Here is a 16,400-nt window from a genome sequence, read left to right as displayed (position 1 = left end):
TCACGGGGGTTCACCCGAGGCCGAACCGGGCTCGCGCCAGGTCCCGCTTCGCGATGACGGACAGGTAGACCGACACCCCGGCGTGGGTGCGCAACATCGACAGGTCGCGCCACAGGCGCTCGACGCGCTCACCCCGGCGCACGGCGCTCGACCCCGCCGTGGGGTAGAGGAACTCCCCCACGGCCCTGGAGCACAGCGCGACCGCCTCGCCGCAGATGCCGGCGACGGTCAGCTCGCGTTCGCGGGTGACGGCCGCCGGGCCGCGCGCGCACGTCTCGCGCCACTGGCGGATCGCGTCGGAGGTGGCGGCCTCGGCCGTGGCGATGAGGGCGGCGGCGGTGCCGTACCAGAGCTGGTAGTCGGGGTCCTCGGCGCGGCCCTGGATGGGCGGGAAGGCGGTCGTCCGCGTGCGCATCAGCACCTCGTACGCGTCGAGCATGCCCTTGGCGATGCCGACCGCGAGCACGGCGTCCTCCAGCACCATGAACGACAACTGGCCGCCGCCGTACTCGGGGTTGCCGTGCAGGGCCAGGCCGGGGGTGCCGGCGGTCACGTCGATCTGGCTCATGTGGCCGGGGATCGTGTGGTGCGCGGGCACGCGGGCGCCGGCGATCTCGACGCTGTGCGAGCCGCTGCCCTTGAGGCCGAGCGAGTGCCCCCAGTCGTCCAGGCGACGCCAGCGCGCACGCGGCGCGATGAACATCATCGGCTCCGGCGGGCCGCCGCCCGCGGGCGTGACCAGCGTGTGGCCGAAGAAGTGGGTGGCGTACGGGGAGCCCGAGCAGTAGCCCCACGTGCCGTCGATCAGCCAGGAGCCGTCGGCGGCGCGTTCGGCGGTGCCGCTCGGCACGACCGTGGCCGGGCAGATGAACTCGCCGCCGGCGAACAGCTCCGCCTGCGCCCGCTCGCCGAACAGCGAGGCCACGGTGAGCGCGTGCGCGGCGCCCAGGCAGTACATCCAGCCCGTCGAGGGGCAGCCTCTGGTGAGGGCGCCGACGACGCGCATGAAGGTCTCGACGCCGAACTCGTAGCCGCCGTATTTGCGGGGCACCAGGATGCGGTAGAAGCCCGCCCGGGAGAACTCCTCGTGGGTGTCCTCGGCGTAGAACGTGCGCCGCTCCGTCTCGGCCTGCCGGCCGACCAGCGACGGCGCGATCGCCTCCGCCCTGGCGATCACCTCGGCGGGCGTGAGGCCGGGCTCCGGCGGGGCGGGCGGATCGTGCTCGGGGGCGTCTGCGAGGGTGTCCACGACCGAGTTCGGCATGAGGCCAGCCTCACACCGGGGTGTGGCGCGCCGCATCTTCGGCATTGCGGCCCTGCCCGTGTCTGCCCTGCCCGTGTCTGCCCTGCCCGTGTCTGCCCTGCCCGTGCCGCACCCGCGCAATCGCCGAGAAGCGGGCCACGGACGCGGCGCGCACGATGGTGGCATGGTGGTCATCGACGCGTGGTTCTCGCAGTACCCGTTCCCCAGCTTCCTGGAGACCGTGCAGAAGCGGGCGGCCGAGTTCGAAGCCGCTCATCCGGGTCACCGCGTCAACGTGCGGCCCGTCTGGTGGCAGCGGCTGCCCCAGGAGGTGAGCCACGCCGCCGCGCAGGGCCGTCCTCCGGCGATCGCGTCCTACTACAGCGGCGCGACGCAGCACGCGCGCGACACGCGGACCGCCGACGGCCGCCCGCTGTTCACCTCGGTGGAGCGGGCGATCGGCGGCCGGACGGAGATCCTCGGCGAACCGGTGGTGACCGGCGACCTGGTCGAGGCGGCCAGGGCCTTCTACACGCTCGGCGGCGAGCTGGTCGCCATGCCGCTGACGCTGTCCACGATGCTCCTGTACGCCAACACCAGCCTGCTGCGCGCCGCCGGCGTGCCGGACGTGCCGCGGACCTGGTCGGACGTGGACGCCGCCGGCCGCGCCCTGGCCGCCCACGGGCCGTCCCGCGCGATGAGCTGGGTGATCGACGGCAAGTTCTTCCAGCACGCGCTCGCCCAGCAGGGCGGCCTGTTCGCCGAGCACCACAACGGGCGGCGCGGCCCCGCCACCACGGTGGACCTGACCTGCCCGGCGATGATGGACTACGTCGAGTGGTGGACCCGCCTGGCCGCCGACGGCCATTTCCTCTACACGGGCGCGATGCAGGACTGGCAGGGCACGTTCGCGGCGTTCACCGGCGAGCGGGTCGCGCTGCGGCTCAGCTCGTCCTTCGACGCCGCGTACATGGTCGCGGGGGCGCGGGAGAACGGGTTCGACATCGTGACGGCCCCGGTGCCCGCCAACGAGCGCGTCCCGTACGCGGGCAACTGGATCGGCGGCGACGCGATCTGGCTGGCCGACGGCCTGGACGAGGCCACCCGCGACGGGGCCCTGGCCTTCACCCAGTTCCTCAACACCCCGGCCAACGCCGCCGACTGGCACAAGGTGTACGGCTCGGCCCCCGTCACCACGCCGGCCGTGGAGCTGCTGGACCAAGAGGGCTGGTTCGAGCGGCACCCGTACTTCCGGGTCGCCACGGAGCAGCTCGAGATGATGTCGGGCGAGCCGACCCAGGCCGTCATGGGCGCCTACGCGCACATCCAGCGGGTGGCCATGCGCGCCATGCGGGACGTGCTGACGCGCGACGCCGACCCGCTCGCGCGCTTCGGCCGGGCCACCCGCGAGGCGCAGTCCCTCCTGGACGACTACCACGCGAACTGGTCCGGCGTCTCCCCGGGCTCGACGTACCACCTGCACGTGGACAGCTAACAGCAGGAGGGGGACGCCCGCGGCGGGCGTCCCCCTCCTGCTGTCGGATGATTCACGGAGTGAGCGCGACGATCTCGTCCGGCCGCTGCTCGCCGGCCAGCAGCGCCTGGTAGGCCGCCACGATCTCCTCGGGCCCCTGCCCGTTCCTGACGGTGAGCCAGGACGTGGAGTGCTCCAGGAAGCGCCGCTCGGCGGCGGCGTAGCGGGCGCGGTAGACCTCCTGGCCCTCCTCCTGCGCGGTCTGGCCCTCCACGGCCGGGGTGAAGAACACCTCGGGGTCGGGGCCGGGCATGTCCGGCGGCGGCAGCACGGACGCGGCCGGGTGGGTGAAGCCGACGAGCACCGTGGCGGCCAGGTTCGCCGCGTGGTGCCCGGCGACGCCGCGGCGCAGGTCCGGGTCGCCCGTCACGTCCACGAAGACGATCGGGCCGCCCTGCTCCGCCGATGCCGGGGCGTCGTAGGTGGCGACCTCGTCGTACAGGCCGAGGCCGGCGACGAAGGCGGCGTTGCCCCGGGAGGTGAGGCCGATCCGGCGCAGGCCGGTCCCGCGGTGGGCCAGCTCCGCGGCGAGCCCGATGCTCACCTTGCTGGAGGCGCTGGTGAGCACGACGGCCCGCGCGCCCTCGTCCGCCTTGCGCTCCAGCAGGTCGGCCAGGTTGTAGGCGGCCGGGTAGACGGGGTGCACGGCCGCCTTGCGGTCGTCGAGCGGGTCCGGCTCGCCGGCCGGCTCGAAGGTCAGGTACCACGGGTGCAGGAAGGAGCGCTGCGGCGAGGTGTCCATGAGCCCGCCGTCCACGGGCTGCGCCGCGATCACGTGGTGGCTCGACATCGGGACGTAGCCGTAGAACCGGCCGCCGACGGCGACGTCCGGGTGGGCGGACTCCGTCACCTTGACGTAGGCCCAGACCGGCGGCCGGCCGTAGCCCTCGGGGCCGGGGAAGGCGTTCCAGAACGGGATCACGCCGTCGTCGCCGAAGCGGGCGTAGGTGGCGTTGTTGGTGGTCATGGCCAGTTTCTCCAGGGCGAGCCGTACCTCGCCGGGCTGGAGGGGGGCCGGGGCGGCCGGGCGTACCTCGGCCTTCGCCGGGTCTTCGCGATCGGCCAGGACTTCCCACTGGGACACGGTGGTCTCCTTCGCTGGGTCGTACGCCGGGCCACGGCCTGCGTACGGCCGTGGCCCGGCGGGAAGGTCGATGGATCGGGAACGGGTCAGACGGGCTGACGTTCGGGGGCGGTGCGCACCACGGGCTTGCGCGGCTGGATCTTCGGCCCGCGCAGGGCCTGGAAGAGCACGCGCAGCATCATCTTGGGCCGCTGGAGCGACTCGGGCCGCTCCACCTGGCCGGCCGCCCGCACGTACGCGGCCGTGACCGCGCCGTCCCTGGTGGCGGCGATCTGCACCAGCCGGGTGAAGCCCAGCGCCATCCGCACGGCGAACGTCCTGCGGCCCTCGACGCCGGGGAAGCTCAGGTCGATGGTGTGCGTCATCTCCCACTGAGGATCGACGACGTCGCGTGCCAGGTCCCTGAAGTAGTCCAGCGGCCGGGGCGACGCCCCCGTGTGCAGGTGGTCCCGCATCACCAGGGCGCTCTTGGCCGCGACCGTCATGCCGCCCGCGTAGACCGGGTTGAAGCAGGTCACCGCGTCACCCGTGACGAGCAGGCCGTCGGGGAAGCGGCGCATGCCCTCGTAGCGGCGGCGCAGCGTGGTGGGGAAGCGGAAGGCGACCGGCTCGGTGAGGAGCTCGGCGTCCTTGAGCGCCTCGGTGTACTCCGGCACGCCCAGCGAGTCGATCCACCGGAACAGGCCCGCCTGGTCCGTCGGGGGGTGGTCGCCGAGGATGCCGTAGGTGGTCATCTCGACGCGTCCGCCGTCGGTCTTGGCGAAGATGCAGCCGCGCGGCAGCTTGGGGTGCGCGACCACGTTGATGGACAGGTCACCCTGGAAGGGGTCGCTGTTGAGCCGGTAGTACTGGGTGACGTAGCCGAGGCCGACCTTCTTGCGGTCCTCGGTGACGGGCTCGTAGCCGAGTTCCTCCAGCCAGACCGGCGTGCGCGAGCCGCGGCCCGTGGCGTCCACGACCAGGTCGGCGTCGATGGTCTCCGGCAGGCCGCCCTGCCGCTGCACCTTGGCGCCGATGATCCGGCTGCCGTCGGGGGTGGCCTGCAGGCCGAGGATGTCGGTGTGCTCGGCGAAGGTCACGTTGCGCAGCGCGCGGGTGCGCTCGCGTACGTGGTGCTCCAGTTTCGGCCGGCTGGGGCCGACGCAGAGCATGTCGGAGTCACGCTGCTGGAGCTGCCTGCCCAGCATGTACCAGCGCACGGTGCCGCCCAGGTCGCCCTTGGGCACCCCGTCGGCCAGCATCTCGGCGGTGATGCCGGGATACATCGACTCGATGGCCCGCTGGCCGCCGGTCAGCAGCCCGTTGATGTGCCTGCTCTGCGGGCAGCCGCGGCGTGGTCCGTCCACCCCGACGAGCTTGTCCCGGTCCACGATGATCACGTCGTCGTACGCGTCCGACAGCACCCGTGCGGCGAACAGGCCCGCCAGGCTTCCGCCCAGGACCACGGCGCGGGTCTTGATCTCAACGCTCACCCTCTACCTCCTGCACGTCAGGTCATCTCTTCTGGAGGTCAGCCGGGAATGGAGTTGACGAGGCCGCCGTCCACGATGAACTCCTGGCCCGTGATGTACGAGGCACGCGCCGACAGCAGGAACACCACGGTCTCCGCGATCTCCTCGGGCCGGCCGATGCGGCCGAGCGTCACCTGGCTGCGGAAGAACTCGCGGGCCTGGTCGCCGCCGCCCGTCACCGTGTCCAGCATCGGCGTCTGGATGTGGCCGGGCGTGATGGCGTTCACCCGGATGTGGCGTTCGGCCAGGTCGGGGGCCAGGGTCTGGGCCAGGCTCAGCACGGCCGCCTTGCTGGCCGCGTACAGCGAGCCCGGGGCGGCGCCCCGGTGCGCCAGCCACGATCCGTTCAGCACCACGGAGCCGCCGTCCTCCAGCAACGGCAGCGCCTTCTGCACGGTGAAGAAGGCGCCCTTGAAGTTGGCGCCCATCACCAGGTCGTAGTCGGCCTCCGTGACGTCGCCCAGCCGGGCCGCGAACGGCACGCCGGCGTTGGCGAACACGCCGGTCAGGCCGTGGTAGCGCCAGCTGATCTCGTCCATCAGCCGGTCCAGGTCGGCGTTGCTGGAGACGTCCGCCTGCACGGCGACGACGCGGTCGCCGCCGTTCAGCATCTGTGCGGCCGCAGCCAGCCGGGCGCTGTCCCGCGCCGCCAGCACCACCCGGCCGCCGCCCTCCACGAGACGTGCGGCGGTGGCCAGCCCGATGCCGCTGCCGCCGCCGGTGACCAACACGGTCATGCCCGCGAATTCATTCATGCCGTCAGCTTGCGCGGCGTGGGCACCGGTCGCATCTTTCGAAATGCTGGGCCCGTGCGGCGGCCGGTCGCCGTGTGCGCACGGCAGGAGATGAGCGGCCGGTGGCGCGGGGTGACGATGGTCGGCGGGCACTGCCTTCACGAAAGGACTCGCTGATGACTGCGGTCTCCGTGCCATCGACCGTCGAGACGTTCTTCCTGGCCTCCCGTGAGAGCCTGGGTGGCAGGTTCAAGCGGCTGGCGGCGGCGCTGTGGGAGGACGGGCGGGCGACCGACGCCGCGCTCCCCGCGGTGCCCGCGCTGGTGGCCCGCCTGGACGCCGACGACGCCGACGACGTGTCCAAGGGACACCTGGCCCTCCTGCTCGGCCTGCTCGCCGAGACGTCCTTCCCGGCCACCGGCGGCGAGGTGCACGCCGCCGTGCGCCGCGGGCTGGGCGGCTACCTGCGGCTCGTCCGCCTGGCGCCGGCGGGCTCGCCGCTGTCGCTGGCGCTGCTCTACCTGCTGGCGCACTTCCCCGGTGACCGGGAGGCCATCCTCGCGGCGGTGCGTGACGTGCCGCTGGAGGCCGCCGACCGCACCCGGCTGGAGCGCTCGCTGCGCGTGCTCGACCCCGCCGACCCGGACCTCGGCCGGGTGTGGCCGTCGCCGGCCGTGTGGGCGCTGGATGACGCCGAGCGCGGCTTCGACCGGGCCTGGATCGAGCGGCTCAGCCCCGAGCAGGTCGTAGCGAACTGGGACAACGACACGCATATGGTGCTGGCGTACTCGGGGGCCAAGGCGTACTGGGCGGTCACCCACGACCTGCCGGTGGCGGAGGAGGAGAGCGCCGTCATCGGCGACACGCTGAGCGACGCGCCCCCGCACGCGCCGGCCGACGTCTTCCGCCGGCACGCGGGCGTCTTCCGCTGCCCGGGGTGCGAGGCGGGACGGCTGCGGATCGACGACGGCGGCGCACGCTGCTCGGCCTGCGCGACCGCGTACCCGATCGCGGGCGGCATCCTCGACCTCAGCGCGGGCGTCCAGGCGGGCGGGGTCACCGACGAGGCCACCTCCGACCTGCTGCGCAAGCTGGCGGAGATGCCGAGCATGGGCCTGTACTACGAGTCGGTGCTGCGCCCGGCGTTCCTGCGCATCGCCGGCTCCAACTGGGCCGGCCAGGTGCTGCCTGAGGTCGAGGACCGCTACCTCGCCGGGCACGTGCGGCCCACGGACGGGCCGGTGCTCGACCTGGCCGCGGGCGCGGGCCGATGGACGTCCGTGATCGCCTCGACGGCCGGGGCGGAGCGGGTGATCGCCCTCGACGCCGGGCTGTCGATGCTGAACGTGCTGCGCCGCCGCCTGCCCGCCGTGCCCGCCGTCCTGGGGGACGCGCTGCGCCTGCCGTTCTCTGACGCCTCGCTGGGCGCGGTGACGTGCTGGAACGCCCTGCAGGCGGTGCCGGAGGACGCCGGCCGGCTGATCGAGGAGGTCGGCCGGTGCCTGCGCCCGGCGGGCACGTTCACCCTCATGACGTTCCGGATGTCCGCCGATCCGATCGCCCGCTACTTCCAGGCCGGCCACCACTTCCCGAGCCGGCCGGAGGGCATGCTGCTGTTCGAGCCGCACCAGGTGCAGGCGTGGCTGGAGAACGCCGGGCTGGCGGTCACGGACTGGTCCGCCCCCGGGACGTTCCTGTTCGCCACCGCCGTCCGCAAGCCCTGACGGCGCAGAAGGGGTGCACGGCGCGCGCCGTGCACCCCTTCTCCGTGTTCAGCCCTGGACGGTCCCGGCGGCCTCTTTCTCCGGGACCGGCTCCGCGCCACCCTGCGGCCCGCCGATCGGCGGCAGGTGACGCAGCCGGACCGTCAGCACGACGGCCACCACCGCGAGGACGAGCGCGCTGAGCCCCGCCACGCTGTTGAGCGCCACGGTGAACGCCTCGCGGGCGGTGCCCAGCAACTCGGCCCCGACGGAGGCCGGCAGCCCCGGCGCGGCGGCGACCGCCCCCGCGACGTTCTCGTACGAGCGGGCGACGACCTCGGCCGGGGTGGCCTCGGGGACGGCGAGCTGGGCACGGTAGACGGCCGTGCCGATGGTGCCGACCGTGGCGATGCCGAGGCCGTAGCCGAACTCGGTGCTCACCTGCGTCAGCGACGAGGCGGACCCGGCCCGCTCCGGCGGGGCGGAGCCGAGGATCAGGTGCATGCCGAGGGCGAGCAGCGGCGCGCCGCCCAGCGACCAGACGGCGAAGCCGAGGATGAGCTCCACCGGCTGCGAGTCCGGCTGCACCCGCGCGAGCAGCAGCAGGCCCAGCACCACGACGACGAGCCCCGCGCCGATGAGGTACGCGGGACGGAAACGCCGCGCGAGGATCGGCACGCTCAGCATGCCCACCGTGCCGATGGCCAGGCCGGGGATGAGGCTCAGCGCGGCCTGGAGCGGCGACACCCCGGTGACCGACTGCAGGTGCTGGGTGACGAAGACCAGGGCGGTGCCGGTCAGCATCGTGTAGAGCAGGCCGCTGACCAGCGGGGTGGTCAGCGTGGTGAGCTTGAACAGGGTGACGTCGAGGATCGGGTCGGTGAGCCGGGTCTGGCGGCGTACGAAGACCACGCCGACGGCCAGCCCCACGACGAGGGCGGCGGCCGGGATCGGCGCCCAGCCGTGCCTGGCCAGCTCCTTGATGCCGTAGATGGCGGGCAGCACGGCCGCCATCGAGAGCACGACGCTGGGCAGGTCGATGGGCCCGGCCTGGGGGGCGCGGTACTCCGGCACCACGAGCGGGCCGAGCACGAGCAGCAGCAGCATGGCCGGCACGGCGAGCAGGAACACCGACCCCCACCAGAAGTGCTCGAGCATGACGCCGCCCGCGATGGGCCCGATGATCGCGCCCGCGGTGAAGCAGCTCCCCCAGATGCCGATGGCCATGGAGCGCTGCTTCATGTCGGTGAACATGGTGCTGATCAGCGACAGCGTGGACGGTGCGAGGGTGGCCCCGGCGACGCCGAGCAGGGCGCGGGCCGCGATGAGCATGCCGGGGGTCTGCGCGTAGGCGGCCACGACCGAGGCGACCACGAACGCGACGGTGCCGATCAGCAGCAGGTTCCTGCGGCCGATGCGGTCGCCGAGCGAGCCCATGGTGATCAGCAGGCCGCCGACCATGAACCCGTAGATGTCCAGGATCCACAACTGTTCGGTGCTGGTCGCGCCCAGGTTCGAGCTGAGCTGGGGCAGCGCCAGGAGCAGGACGAAGATGTCGAAGGAGACCGCCAGGGTGGCCAGTGCCAGCACCCCCAGGCCGATCCATTCGCGTCGTCCCGCCAGTGGCGCCGCACCGCCGGGCGCCACGTCGTTTGCCGTCACGTTCGGCCCCTTTCATCGATGGACCAGGACAGATGCTTTGCCCACAGACACGCGGTGAGTGGCCGGAAAAGCTGCATCCGCTGCGCGATTCATCGACAACATGTGGTCGTCCGGCCGCAGCTTCCTGACAGCGTTCGCTCTGGTCGGCGTGGGTTTTCGCGAGCCATGATTGGTCATGTGAGAAAGCGACGCGGAAAGGAGCGGACATGAAGCGGCTGATCGGATCTCGCGGGAATTTCAAATAGCACTTCGCATCCTCGAAGATGCTTTTCCGGCGGCACGGACCCAGGATCTGAGGTGATCTCCGCATCCGGATGGGGGTGCCGCCGATCTGGTCGCGACTCCCAAGAGTCATCGAAGGAGTCCGCTCATGACGATGTCCCTTGACCGCACCACGCTGGTGCGTACGCTCCTCGCGGAGCTCAACGGACAGCTCATCACGCCAGACGACGACGCGTACGACACGGCCCGCACGGTCTACCCGGGCACGATCGACCGGCGGCCGGCCCTCATCGCCCGGCCGGCGAACGCGTCCCAGGTCGCGCAGGTGATCGCCGCCGCGAGGCAGGCGGGGCTGCCGCTCGCCGTCCGCGGCGGCGGGCACGGCAACGCGGGCCACGGCGTCTGGGACGACGGCCTGGTCCTCGACCTGCGCGACATGAAGAACATCGACATCGACGTCGAAGGCCGCACGGCCTGGGCCGAGACCGGCCTGACCGCCGGCGAGTACACCACGGCCGTGGGCGCCCACGGCCTGGTGACCGGGTTCGGCGACGCCGGCACGGTCGGGCTCGGCGGGCTCACGCTCGGCGGGGGCATCGGCTTCCTGGTGCGCAGGCACGGCCTGACGATCGACAGCCTGCTCGCCGCCGAGATCGTCACCGCCGACGGCGAGATCCTGCACGTGGACGCGGACCACCACCCGGACCTGTTCTGGGCCATCCGCGGCGGCGGCGGGAACTTCGGCGTGGTCACCCGGCTGAAGTTCCGCCTGCACGAGCTGCCCGTGATCGTCGGCGGCATGCTGATGCTCCCGGCCACCGCGGAGACCGTGCGCGGCTTCGTGGCCGAGTCGGAGGCGGCCCCGGAGGAGCTGTCGACGATCGCGAACATCATGCCGTCGCCGCCGATGCCGTTCGTCCCCGAGGAGTTCCACGGCAAGCTCGTCATCATGGCGATGATGTGTTACGCGGGCACCGCCGAGGAGGCCGGGCCGGTGCTCGACCGGTTCCGCGCGCTGGCCACGCCCATCGCCGACCTGCTGGAGGAGATGCCGTACGCCGGGATGTACCCGCCGGAGCCGGACGGCTTCCACCCGGTCGCGGAGTCCACGAACCTGTTCATCGACCGGGCCGACCCGGAGACCGTGGAGACGATCATCCACTACCTGACGTCGTGCACGGCCGAGGTCAGCGCGGCGCAGCTTCGCGTGCTCGGCGGCGCGATGGCGCGGGTGCCGTCCGACGCCACGGCCTTCGGGCACCGGCAGAGCAAGATCATGGTCAACCTCGCGGCCATCTACGAGGACCCGGCCGAGTCGCCGGTGCACCAGGCGTGGGTGGCGGAGTTCGCCGAGGCCATCCGCCAGGACGACCAGGGCGTGTACGTGAACTTCCTCGGTGAGGAGGGCGAGGACCGGGTCCGGGCGGCCTATCCGGGCGGCGGCTTCGAGCGGCTCGCGGCGGTGAAGGCCGTCTACGACCCGGACAACGTCTTCCGGCTGAACCAGAACATCCCGCCCGCGACGTCCTGACGACGGCGGCCCGCGGAGAAAGGAGCGCGGAACAGCGCCGGAAAACGGATACCGGCCGTTCAGCACGCACGAAGGTGCGGCCCGCCGAGCGCGAATGTGATTCTCGGTGGGAGATGAGCGCCCCTTGAAGAATGTGCGGGGTCTCGTCGAATCGTGACGAGGAGGAAAATGGTGCTGACGGCCGAGATCCCGTCCCGCGAAGAATGTGTGCGCCGCGCCTCCGGCCTGGCGTCGGTCATTCGGGGCAATATCGCGTGGTCCGAGCAGAACAGGCGTCTCCACGACGACACGATCGACGCCCTGGCGGAGGCGGGCGTCTTCAAGCTGCGGGCGCCGGCCCGCTACGGCGGTTACGAGGCCGACACGCGCACGCTCGTCGAGGTCGCCGCCGAACTGGGCCGCGCCGACGGCTCCACCGCGTGGACCGCGTCGGTCTACTGGATCCCCACGTGGATGGCCGGGCTGTTCCCCGACCACGTCCAGGACGAGGTGTTCTCGACCCCGGACGTCCGCGTGTGCGGCACGCTGAGCCCGAGCGGCTTCGCCGCCCCCGCCGACGGCGGCGTGGTGGTCAACGGCAAGTGGGGCTTCATCAGCGGCGCCTGGCACAGCCACTGGCAGGAGATCGTCGCGGTGCAGGTGGGCCCGGACGGCCCGCCCATGCCGATCGTCGCGCTGGTGCCGATGTCGGACCTGCGGATCGTGGACGACTGGCACACCTCGGGGCTGCGAGGCACCGGCAGCGTGACCACGGTCGCGCAGGACGTGTTCGTGCCCGCCGACCGGGTGCTGCCGCTGGGCGCGGTGCTGAACGGCCAGTCGGCCTCGGCGGCGAACGCCGGCGCCGCCCTCTACCGCGCGCCGCTGCTGCCGGTCGCGTCCGCCTCGTCGGTGGGCACGGTGGTGGGCCTGGCCAGGGCGGCCATGGACGCGTTCATGGAGCGGCTGCCCGACCGCAAGATCACGTACACGGGGTACGAGAAGCAGGCCCAGGCGCCGCTGACGCACCTCCAGGTCGCCGAGGCGGCCATGCAGATCGACGAGACGGAGTTCCACGCCGGACGGGTGGCCTCGCTCGTCGACTCCAAGGCCGCGGCGGACACGCCCTGGACCGTGGCGGACCGGGTCAGGGCGCGGGCCGAGCTGGGCCGGGTGTGCCGGCTGGGCAAGACGGCCGTGGACGTCCTGGCGCAGGCCAGCGGCGGCTCCTCGATCTACACCGGCGTGCCGGTGCAGCGGATCGCCCGTGACGTGGCCGCCGTGAACCTGCACGCGCTGATGCACCCGAACACCAACGCCGAGCTGCACGGCCGGGTGTTGTGCGGGCTCGAGCCCGACACGCTCTACGTCTAGAGCGGCCATGACCAGAGGGTTCCGCGACGCAACGGCGCGTCGTGGAACCCTCTTGATCGTTCCTACGGGGCCGTCCGTTCACGCGGGCGGCCCGTTCGCGCGGGGGGCGGCCCGTTCGGTGCCAGGGTGGTGTGGGCATGACGAATCGCCCGGGTCCCCGCCGCCCCGCGGGAACCCGGGCGAAGTCGATGTGGCCGGGGAGTTCGTGGTGGTTCGCGTGCTCAGACCCCGGTGGAGAGCTGCGCCTCCAGGGCGACGCGCTCGGCCAGCGCCTCGACGTTCGGGTCGGCCTCGAAGATGTCGCCCACGTCGATGGTGACGCCGAGTTCCTCCTCGATGCGCGAGACCAGGCGAATCGCGGAAATGGACTCACCCTCCAGGTCGAAGAACGTGGCGTCCTCCATCCCGTCGGGCACGTCGAGCACGTGGTTCCAGATTTCGCCGACCTTCTCCCTGATGACGGAGAAGCTGAGTTCGCCGGTCATGCGTTGTCCTCCCGCGGCCAAGGGTTTGGGTGAGCAGACCTCTCAACGGCCTGCCGCCAGTCTCGCAGCCGGCCCCTCCCCGCGGCATCTCCCAGAATGCCCGGTCAGGACGCCGGCTGCGCCCGCCTCTCCCTGGCGGAGCAGGCGTCCACGATGCGCGCGTGACCGGCGTTGCCCTGGCTGAGCAGCTCGGCGACGGCTTTCCTGCCGGGCGCTCCGGCGGCGCGGAGCGCGGCCACCGCCTGCGCCAGGTCGCTGGCCACGTCCTCCAGCAGGCTGGCGACCGAGCCGGCGTTGTGCTCCAGGATGTCGCGCCACATGTCCACGGGGCTGGCCGCGATCCTCGTCATGTCCTGCAACCCGGTGCCGGCCAGGGCCAGCGCCTGCGGTTCGGCGCGGGCGAACCGGCCGGCCAGGGCCGCCGACAGCACGAGCGGGACGTGCGAGACGGCCGCCGTCACCTGGTCGTGGGCGTCCGGCGCGAGCAGCGTCACCTCCGCCCCGCACGCGGCGGCCAGCACGCACGCGACCCGCAGCGCGTGCGGCGACAGGTCGGGGTGCGGGCACACCGCCCACGTGCGGCCCTCGAACAGCCCGGCCCGCGCGGCGGCGGGGCCGGAGACCTCGCGCCCGGCCATCGGGTGCCCGGGCACGTAGCTGGTCAGGTCGCAGCCCGCGGGCCCGGCCTCGGCCAGGATCCGCGCCTTGGCGCTGGCCACGTCGGTGTAGACGGCGCCCAGCCCGCGGGACTGCGCCTCACGCAGGACGGACACCACGGCGGACGGCGGCGTCGCGATGACCACCACGTCGGCCCGCCGCGCGCGCCGCCGCAGCGCCACCCCGGCCCCCATGCTCACGGCCTGCGCCAACGCGCGCGGATCGTGGTCGTCGAGCGCCACCCGCACCCCCTCGCGACGCAGCGCCAGCGCCACCGACGTGCCGATCAAGCCGCATCCGATCACCACGGCGCGGCGGATCGCCGGGGTGTCGTCGTCGGGGCCGCCGGAGGTGCTCAACGTGGTCATGGTCTGTCCCTTCTGGCATCACTCCCCCACATGGTGCGCGGGCCGGGGCCGCCCGCATCAGGGGGTGCGGCGTCTTCTTGCTGTCGGCCGCTTGCACCTTCCTGCCAGCGCGAGCCCAGGTCACGGGCCTGCGACCGGCCTACGCTCACGGCATGTCCTACTTCGAGCTGCTGTCCAGGTCCGTGCGGAGCCACGACCGCCGCATCGTGTACGGCCCGCATCCGGACCAGGTGATCGACGTCTACGACGGCGCGGGCCCGCTGATCGTCCTGCTGCACGGCGGCTACTGGCGGGCCGAGCACGACCGGACGCACACCCGTCCCATGGCCGCCGCCCTGGCCGGCGAGGGGTACACCGTCTGCCTGCCCGAGTACCGCAGGGCGGGGCAGGAGGGCGGGGGCTGGCCGGGCACGTTCGACGACGTGGCCGCCGTGCTGGACGCCGTCGTGGCCGATCCGCGGGCGGGCGAGGGCGTGGTGCTCGTCGGCCATTCGGCGGGCGGTCACCTGGCGCTGTGGTCGACGTTGCGGCACCGGCTGCCCGCGGGCTCGCGCTGGCGCGCCGGGCCGGCCGTCAAGGGCGTGGTGGGCCTGGCGGCCGTGTCGGACGTGAGCGAGGTCTACGCGCTGGGGCTCGGCGGCGGGGCCGCGCACGCCCTGCTCGGCGGCCGTGCCGACCTGCTCGACCAGGTCGATCCGGTGCGGCTGCTGCCGTTCGGGGACACGCCGCTGGTCCTCGTGCACGGCGTCCGGGATCGGGTCCTGCCGGTGTCGATGAGCCGCCGCTTCGCCGCGCACGAGCCGCGCGCCGGCCTCGTCGAGCTGGCGGACGCCGGGCATTTCAGCCTGGTCGATCCGTTCTCGCGGGCCTGGCCGCGGGTCCTGGACGCGATCGCGTCGGTGGCCGGGACCCCGCTCAGGAGAGCCGGCTGAGCGGGGCCGCACGAGGCGGGCCGGCCGGAGCGCCGCTCATTTGGGCACGGGGCTGGAACCCTCGGCGATGGCGGCCAGGCGGTCGCGGAGCGTGCGCCCGGCGCGGGCGTCCACCTCGCCGGCCAGCACCTGCACGCGCGACAGCGCCCGGTCGGACGCGCCGGCGTCGCTCAGCGTCCGCAGGACCTCGATCAGCATGATGAGCGTGTGCGCCTCGAAGAGCGGGGCGCGCATCTGGCGGAACAGGGTGACGGCCCGGCGCAGTTGCCCGGCGGCCTCGGCCGGCCGGGCGGTGGTGACGGCCAGTTCGCCCAGCCCGGCCAGGGCGTGCGCCTCGGCCAGGCGGTGGTGTGCGCCCTCCGCCGAGGCGAGCGCCTGGCGTAACATGCGGTCGGCGTCGTCGAGGCGGCCCCGGCGCAGGTGGGCGATGCCGAGGCCGTGGCGGGCGAAGGACTCGCCGACGGTGTCGCCGATCTCCTCCACCAGGGTGAGCGCCTCCTCGAAGGCGCCCGCGGCCATGGCGAACTCCTCGGCCTGGAGGTGCACCTGGCCCATCCGGTGCAGGATCTGGGAGATGATCCGCCGGCTGCCGCCGCTCTTGCCGCGGACGAGGGCCTCGGCCAGCAGGATCTTGGCGTCGTCGATGTCGCCGCACTCGGCGCGGATGGCGGCGAGGTTGTCGAGCGTGTGCGCGGCCGAGATCTGGTCGCCGATCCCGACGAACGTGGGCAGGGCCTGCTCCAGGTGGCGGACCGCCTGGTCGAGGCGGCCGTTCATGCGTTCGAGGAAGGCGAGGTTGCGGCGGGATCTGGCGACCTGGACCATGCTGCCGATGTGCTCGAACAGCGTCAGGGCGGCCTCGAAGTCGCGGCGCGCGTCGTCGAAGCGCTGTTCGGTCTGCGCGAGCGCGCCCCTGACGCATAACATCTCGGCCTGGCCGCGCTCGTCGCCGGCCCGGCGCGCGGCGGCGAGCGCGATCTCCTGGATCTCGTGCCACTCGTCGAGGTAGACGTGCAGTTCGAAGAAGGGCTCGGCGTTCATGGCGATGCGCCAGCACAGCTCGGTGAAGCCGGCCTGGGCGGCCTGGCGGATGCCCGCGAGCAGCAGGTGGCGCTCGCGCTCGAACCAGCCGATCGGGTCGGTGACGAGCCGGGCGGTCAGGTCGGCGGGCAGCGGGGAGTCGATGTCGAGCAGCAGGTGCGGGTCGGCGGGCGGGCCGTACTCGTTGGTCTTGGCGGTCTCGGCCTGGCTGTGCAGGGCGGTGAGCAGCCGGGTCAGCGCGGCCATGCGATCGGCGTGCGTCTCCTCCTCCGACAACCGCTCACCCGCGAACACCCGAATCAAATCATGGAACCGATACTGCACATTCAACCCAACCCCC

Annotated in this window: 13 protein-coding genes; 5 read left to right on the top strand and 8 right to left on the bottom strand. The window is 72.9% G+C overall.

What is annotated here, in order from left to right:
* Positions 1 to 10: 10 nt before the first annotated feature.
* Entirely contained in the window at positions 11 to 1,264 is a 1,254-nt protein-coding gene (locus FAF44_RS16590; protein ID WP_237104063.1) for an acyl-CoA dehydrogenase family protein, read from the bottom strand.
* A 163-nt stretch (positions 1,265 to 1,427) separates the two neighbouring features.
* On the opposite strand from FAF44_RS16590, the gene FAF44_RS16585 reads away from it, so the two are divergent.
* Complete coding sequence (locus FAF44_RS16585) at positions 1,428 to 2,738, top strand: extracellular solute-binding protein (protein WP_237104062.1); 1,311 nt, start codon at positions 1,428 to 1,430, stop codon at positions 2,736 to 2,738.
* Between the two features lie 52 nt (positions 2,739 to 2,790).
* Here the strand turns inward: FAF44_RS16585 and FAF44_RS16580 are convergent, their stop codons facing one another.
* The 3 genes from FAF44_RS16580 to FAF44_RS16570 all read right to left on the bottom strand — a co-directional run bounded on the left by FAF44_RS16580 (position 2,791) and on the right by FAF44_RS16570 (position 6,127).
* The gene (locus FAF44_RS16580; protein WP_237104061.1) at positions 2,791 to 3,861 is read right to left on the bottom strand and encodes a DUF2855 family protein; all 1,071 of its coding nucleotides are present in this window, start codon (positions 3,859 to 3,861) and stop codon (positions 2,791 to 2,793) included.
* 86 nt (positions 3,862 to 3,947) lie between these two features.
* Positions 3,948 to 5,333: an FAD-dependent monooxygenase gene (locus tag FAF44_RS16575; protein WP_237104060.1), complete on the bottom strand. Its 1,386-nt coding sequence runs from the start codon at positions 5,331 to 5,333 to the stop codon at positions 3,948 to 3,950.
* A gap of 38 nt (positions 5,334 to 5,371) precedes the next feature.
* Positions 5,372 to 6,127, bottom strand: coding sequence for an SDR family NAD(P)-dependent oxidoreductase (locus tag FAF44_RS16570; RefSeq protein WP_237104059.1), 756 nt, complete (start codon positions 6,125 to 6,127; stop codon positions 5,372 to 5,374).
* Between the two features lie 155 nt (positions 6,128 to 6,282).
* Here FAF44_RS16570 and FAF44_RS16565 point away from each other — a divergent pair, with 155 nt between their 5' ends.
* Complete coding sequence (locus tag FAF44_RS16565; protein ID WP_237104058.1) at positions 6,283 to 7,830, top strand: class I SAM-dependent methyltransferase; 1,548 nt, start codon at positions 6,283 to 6,285, stop codon at positions 7,828 to 7,830.
* Between the two features lie 48 nt (positions 7,831 to 7,878).
* On the opposite strand, the gene FAF44_RS16560 is transcribed toward FAF44_RS16565, so the two are convergent.
* Positions 7,879 to 9,471, bottom strand: coding sequence for an MFS transporter (locus FAF44_RS16560; RefSeq protein ID WP_237104057.1), 1,593 nt, complete (start codon positions 9,469 to 9,471; stop codon positions 7,879 to 7,881).
* A gap of 370 nt (positions 9,472 to 9,841) precedes the next feature.
* On the opposite strand from FAF44_RS16560, the gene FAF44_RS16555 reads away from it, so the two are divergent.
* On the top strand, positions 9,842 to 11,224 hold the full coding sequence (locus FAF44_RS16555; protein WP_237104056.1) for an FAD-binding oxidoreductase: 1,383 nt from the start codon (positions 9,842 to 9,844) through the stop codon (positions 11,222 to 11,224).
* A 153-nt stretch (positions 11,225 to 11,377) separates the two neighbouring features.
* The gene (locus tag FAF44_RS16550; RefSeq protein WP_237104055.1) at positions 11,378 to 12,577 is read left to right on the top strand and encodes an acyl-CoA dehydrogenase family protein; all 1,200 of its coding nucleotides are present in this window, start codon (positions 11,378 to 11,380) and stop codon (positions 12,575 to 12,577) included.
* 221 nt (positions 12,578 to 12,798) lie between these two features.
* Here the strand turns inward: FAF44_RS16550 and FAF44_RS16545 are convergent, their stop codons facing one another.
* The gene (locus FAF44_RS16545; RefSeq protein ID WP_237104054.1) at positions 12,799 to 13,062 is read right to left on the bottom strand and encodes an acyl carrier protein; all 264 of its coding nucleotides are present in this window, start codon (positions 13,060 to 13,062) and stop codon (positions 12,799 to 12,801) included.
* Between the two features lie 104 nt (positions 13,063 to 13,166).
* Complete coding sequence (locus FAF44_RS16540) at positions 13,167 to 14,087, bottom strand: prephenate dehydrogenase (RefSeq protein WP_237104053.1); 921 nt, start codon at positions 14,085 to 14,087, stop codon at positions 13,167 to 13,169.
* Between the two features lie 152 nt (positions 14,088 to 14,239).
* On the opposite strand from FAF44_RS16540, the gene FAF44_RS16535 reads away from it, so the two are divergent.
* Positions 14,240 to 15,019, top strand: coding sequence for a S9 family peptidase (locus tag FAF44_RS16535; RefSeq protein WP_237104052.1), 780 nt, complete (start codon positions 14,240 to 14,242; stop codon positions 15,017 to 15,019).
* Between the two features lie 36 nt (positions 15,020 to 15,055).
* On the opposite strand, the gene FAF44_RS55785 is transcribed toward FAF44_RS16535, so the two are convergent.
* Positions 15,056 to 16,354 carry a tetratricopeptide repeat protein gene (locus tag FAF44_RS55785; protein ID WP_237104051.1) on the bottom strand — a complete coding sequence of 433 codons (1,299 nt, stop codon included), beginning with the start codon at positions 16,352 to 16,354 and terminating at the stop codon, positions 15,056 to 15,058.
* Positions 16,355 to 16,400: the final 46 nt, after the last annotated feature.

The sequence above is a fragment of the Nonomuraea sp. MG754425 genome (genome assembly GCF_021699195.1).
GTDB lineage: Bacteria > Actinomycetota > Actinomycetes > Streptosporangiales > Streptosporangiaceae > Nonomuraea.
Note: the sequence above shows the minus strand (reverse complement) of the source record. Positions and strands in the feature narration are given on the sequence as shown.

What these genes read in the sequence shown, in the direction of transcription:
- FAF44_RS16590 (WP_237104063.1), bottom strand. Translation starts at nt 1,264, where the DNA reads ATGCCGAACTCGGTCGTGGACACCCTCGCAGACGCCCCCGAGCACGAT.
- FAF44_RS16585 (WP_237104062.1), top strand. Translation starts at nt 1,428, where the DNA reads ATGGTGGTCATCGACGCGTGGTTCTCGCAGTACCCGTTCCCCAGCTTC.
- FAF44_RS16570 (WP_237104059.1), bottom strand. Translation starts at nt 6,127, where the DNA reads ATGAATGAATTCGCGGGCATGACCGTGTTGGTCACCGGCGGCGGCAGC.
- FAF44_RS16565 (WP_237104058.1), top strand. Translation starts at nt 6,283, where the DNA reads ATGACTGCGGTCTCCGTGCCATCGACCGTCGAGACGTTCTTCCTGGCC.
- FAF44_RS16555 (WP_237104056.1), top strand. Translation starts at nt 9,842, where the DNA reads ATGACGATGTCCCTTGACCGCACCACGCTGGTGCGTACGCTCCTCGCG.
- FAF44_RS16545 (WP_237104054.1), bottom strand. Translation starts at nt 13,062, where the DNA reads ATGACCGGCGAACTCAGCTTCTCCGTCATCAGGGAGAAGGTCGGCGAA.
- FAF44_RS16540 (WP_237104053.1), bottom strand. Translation starts at nt 14,087, where the DNA reads ATGACCACGTTGAGCACCTCCGGCGGCCCCGACGACGACACCCCGGCG.
- FAF44_RS16535 (WP_237104052.1), top strand. Translation starts at nt 14,240, where the DNA reads ATGTCCTACTTCGAGCTGCTGTCCAGGTCCGTGCGGAGCCACGACCGC.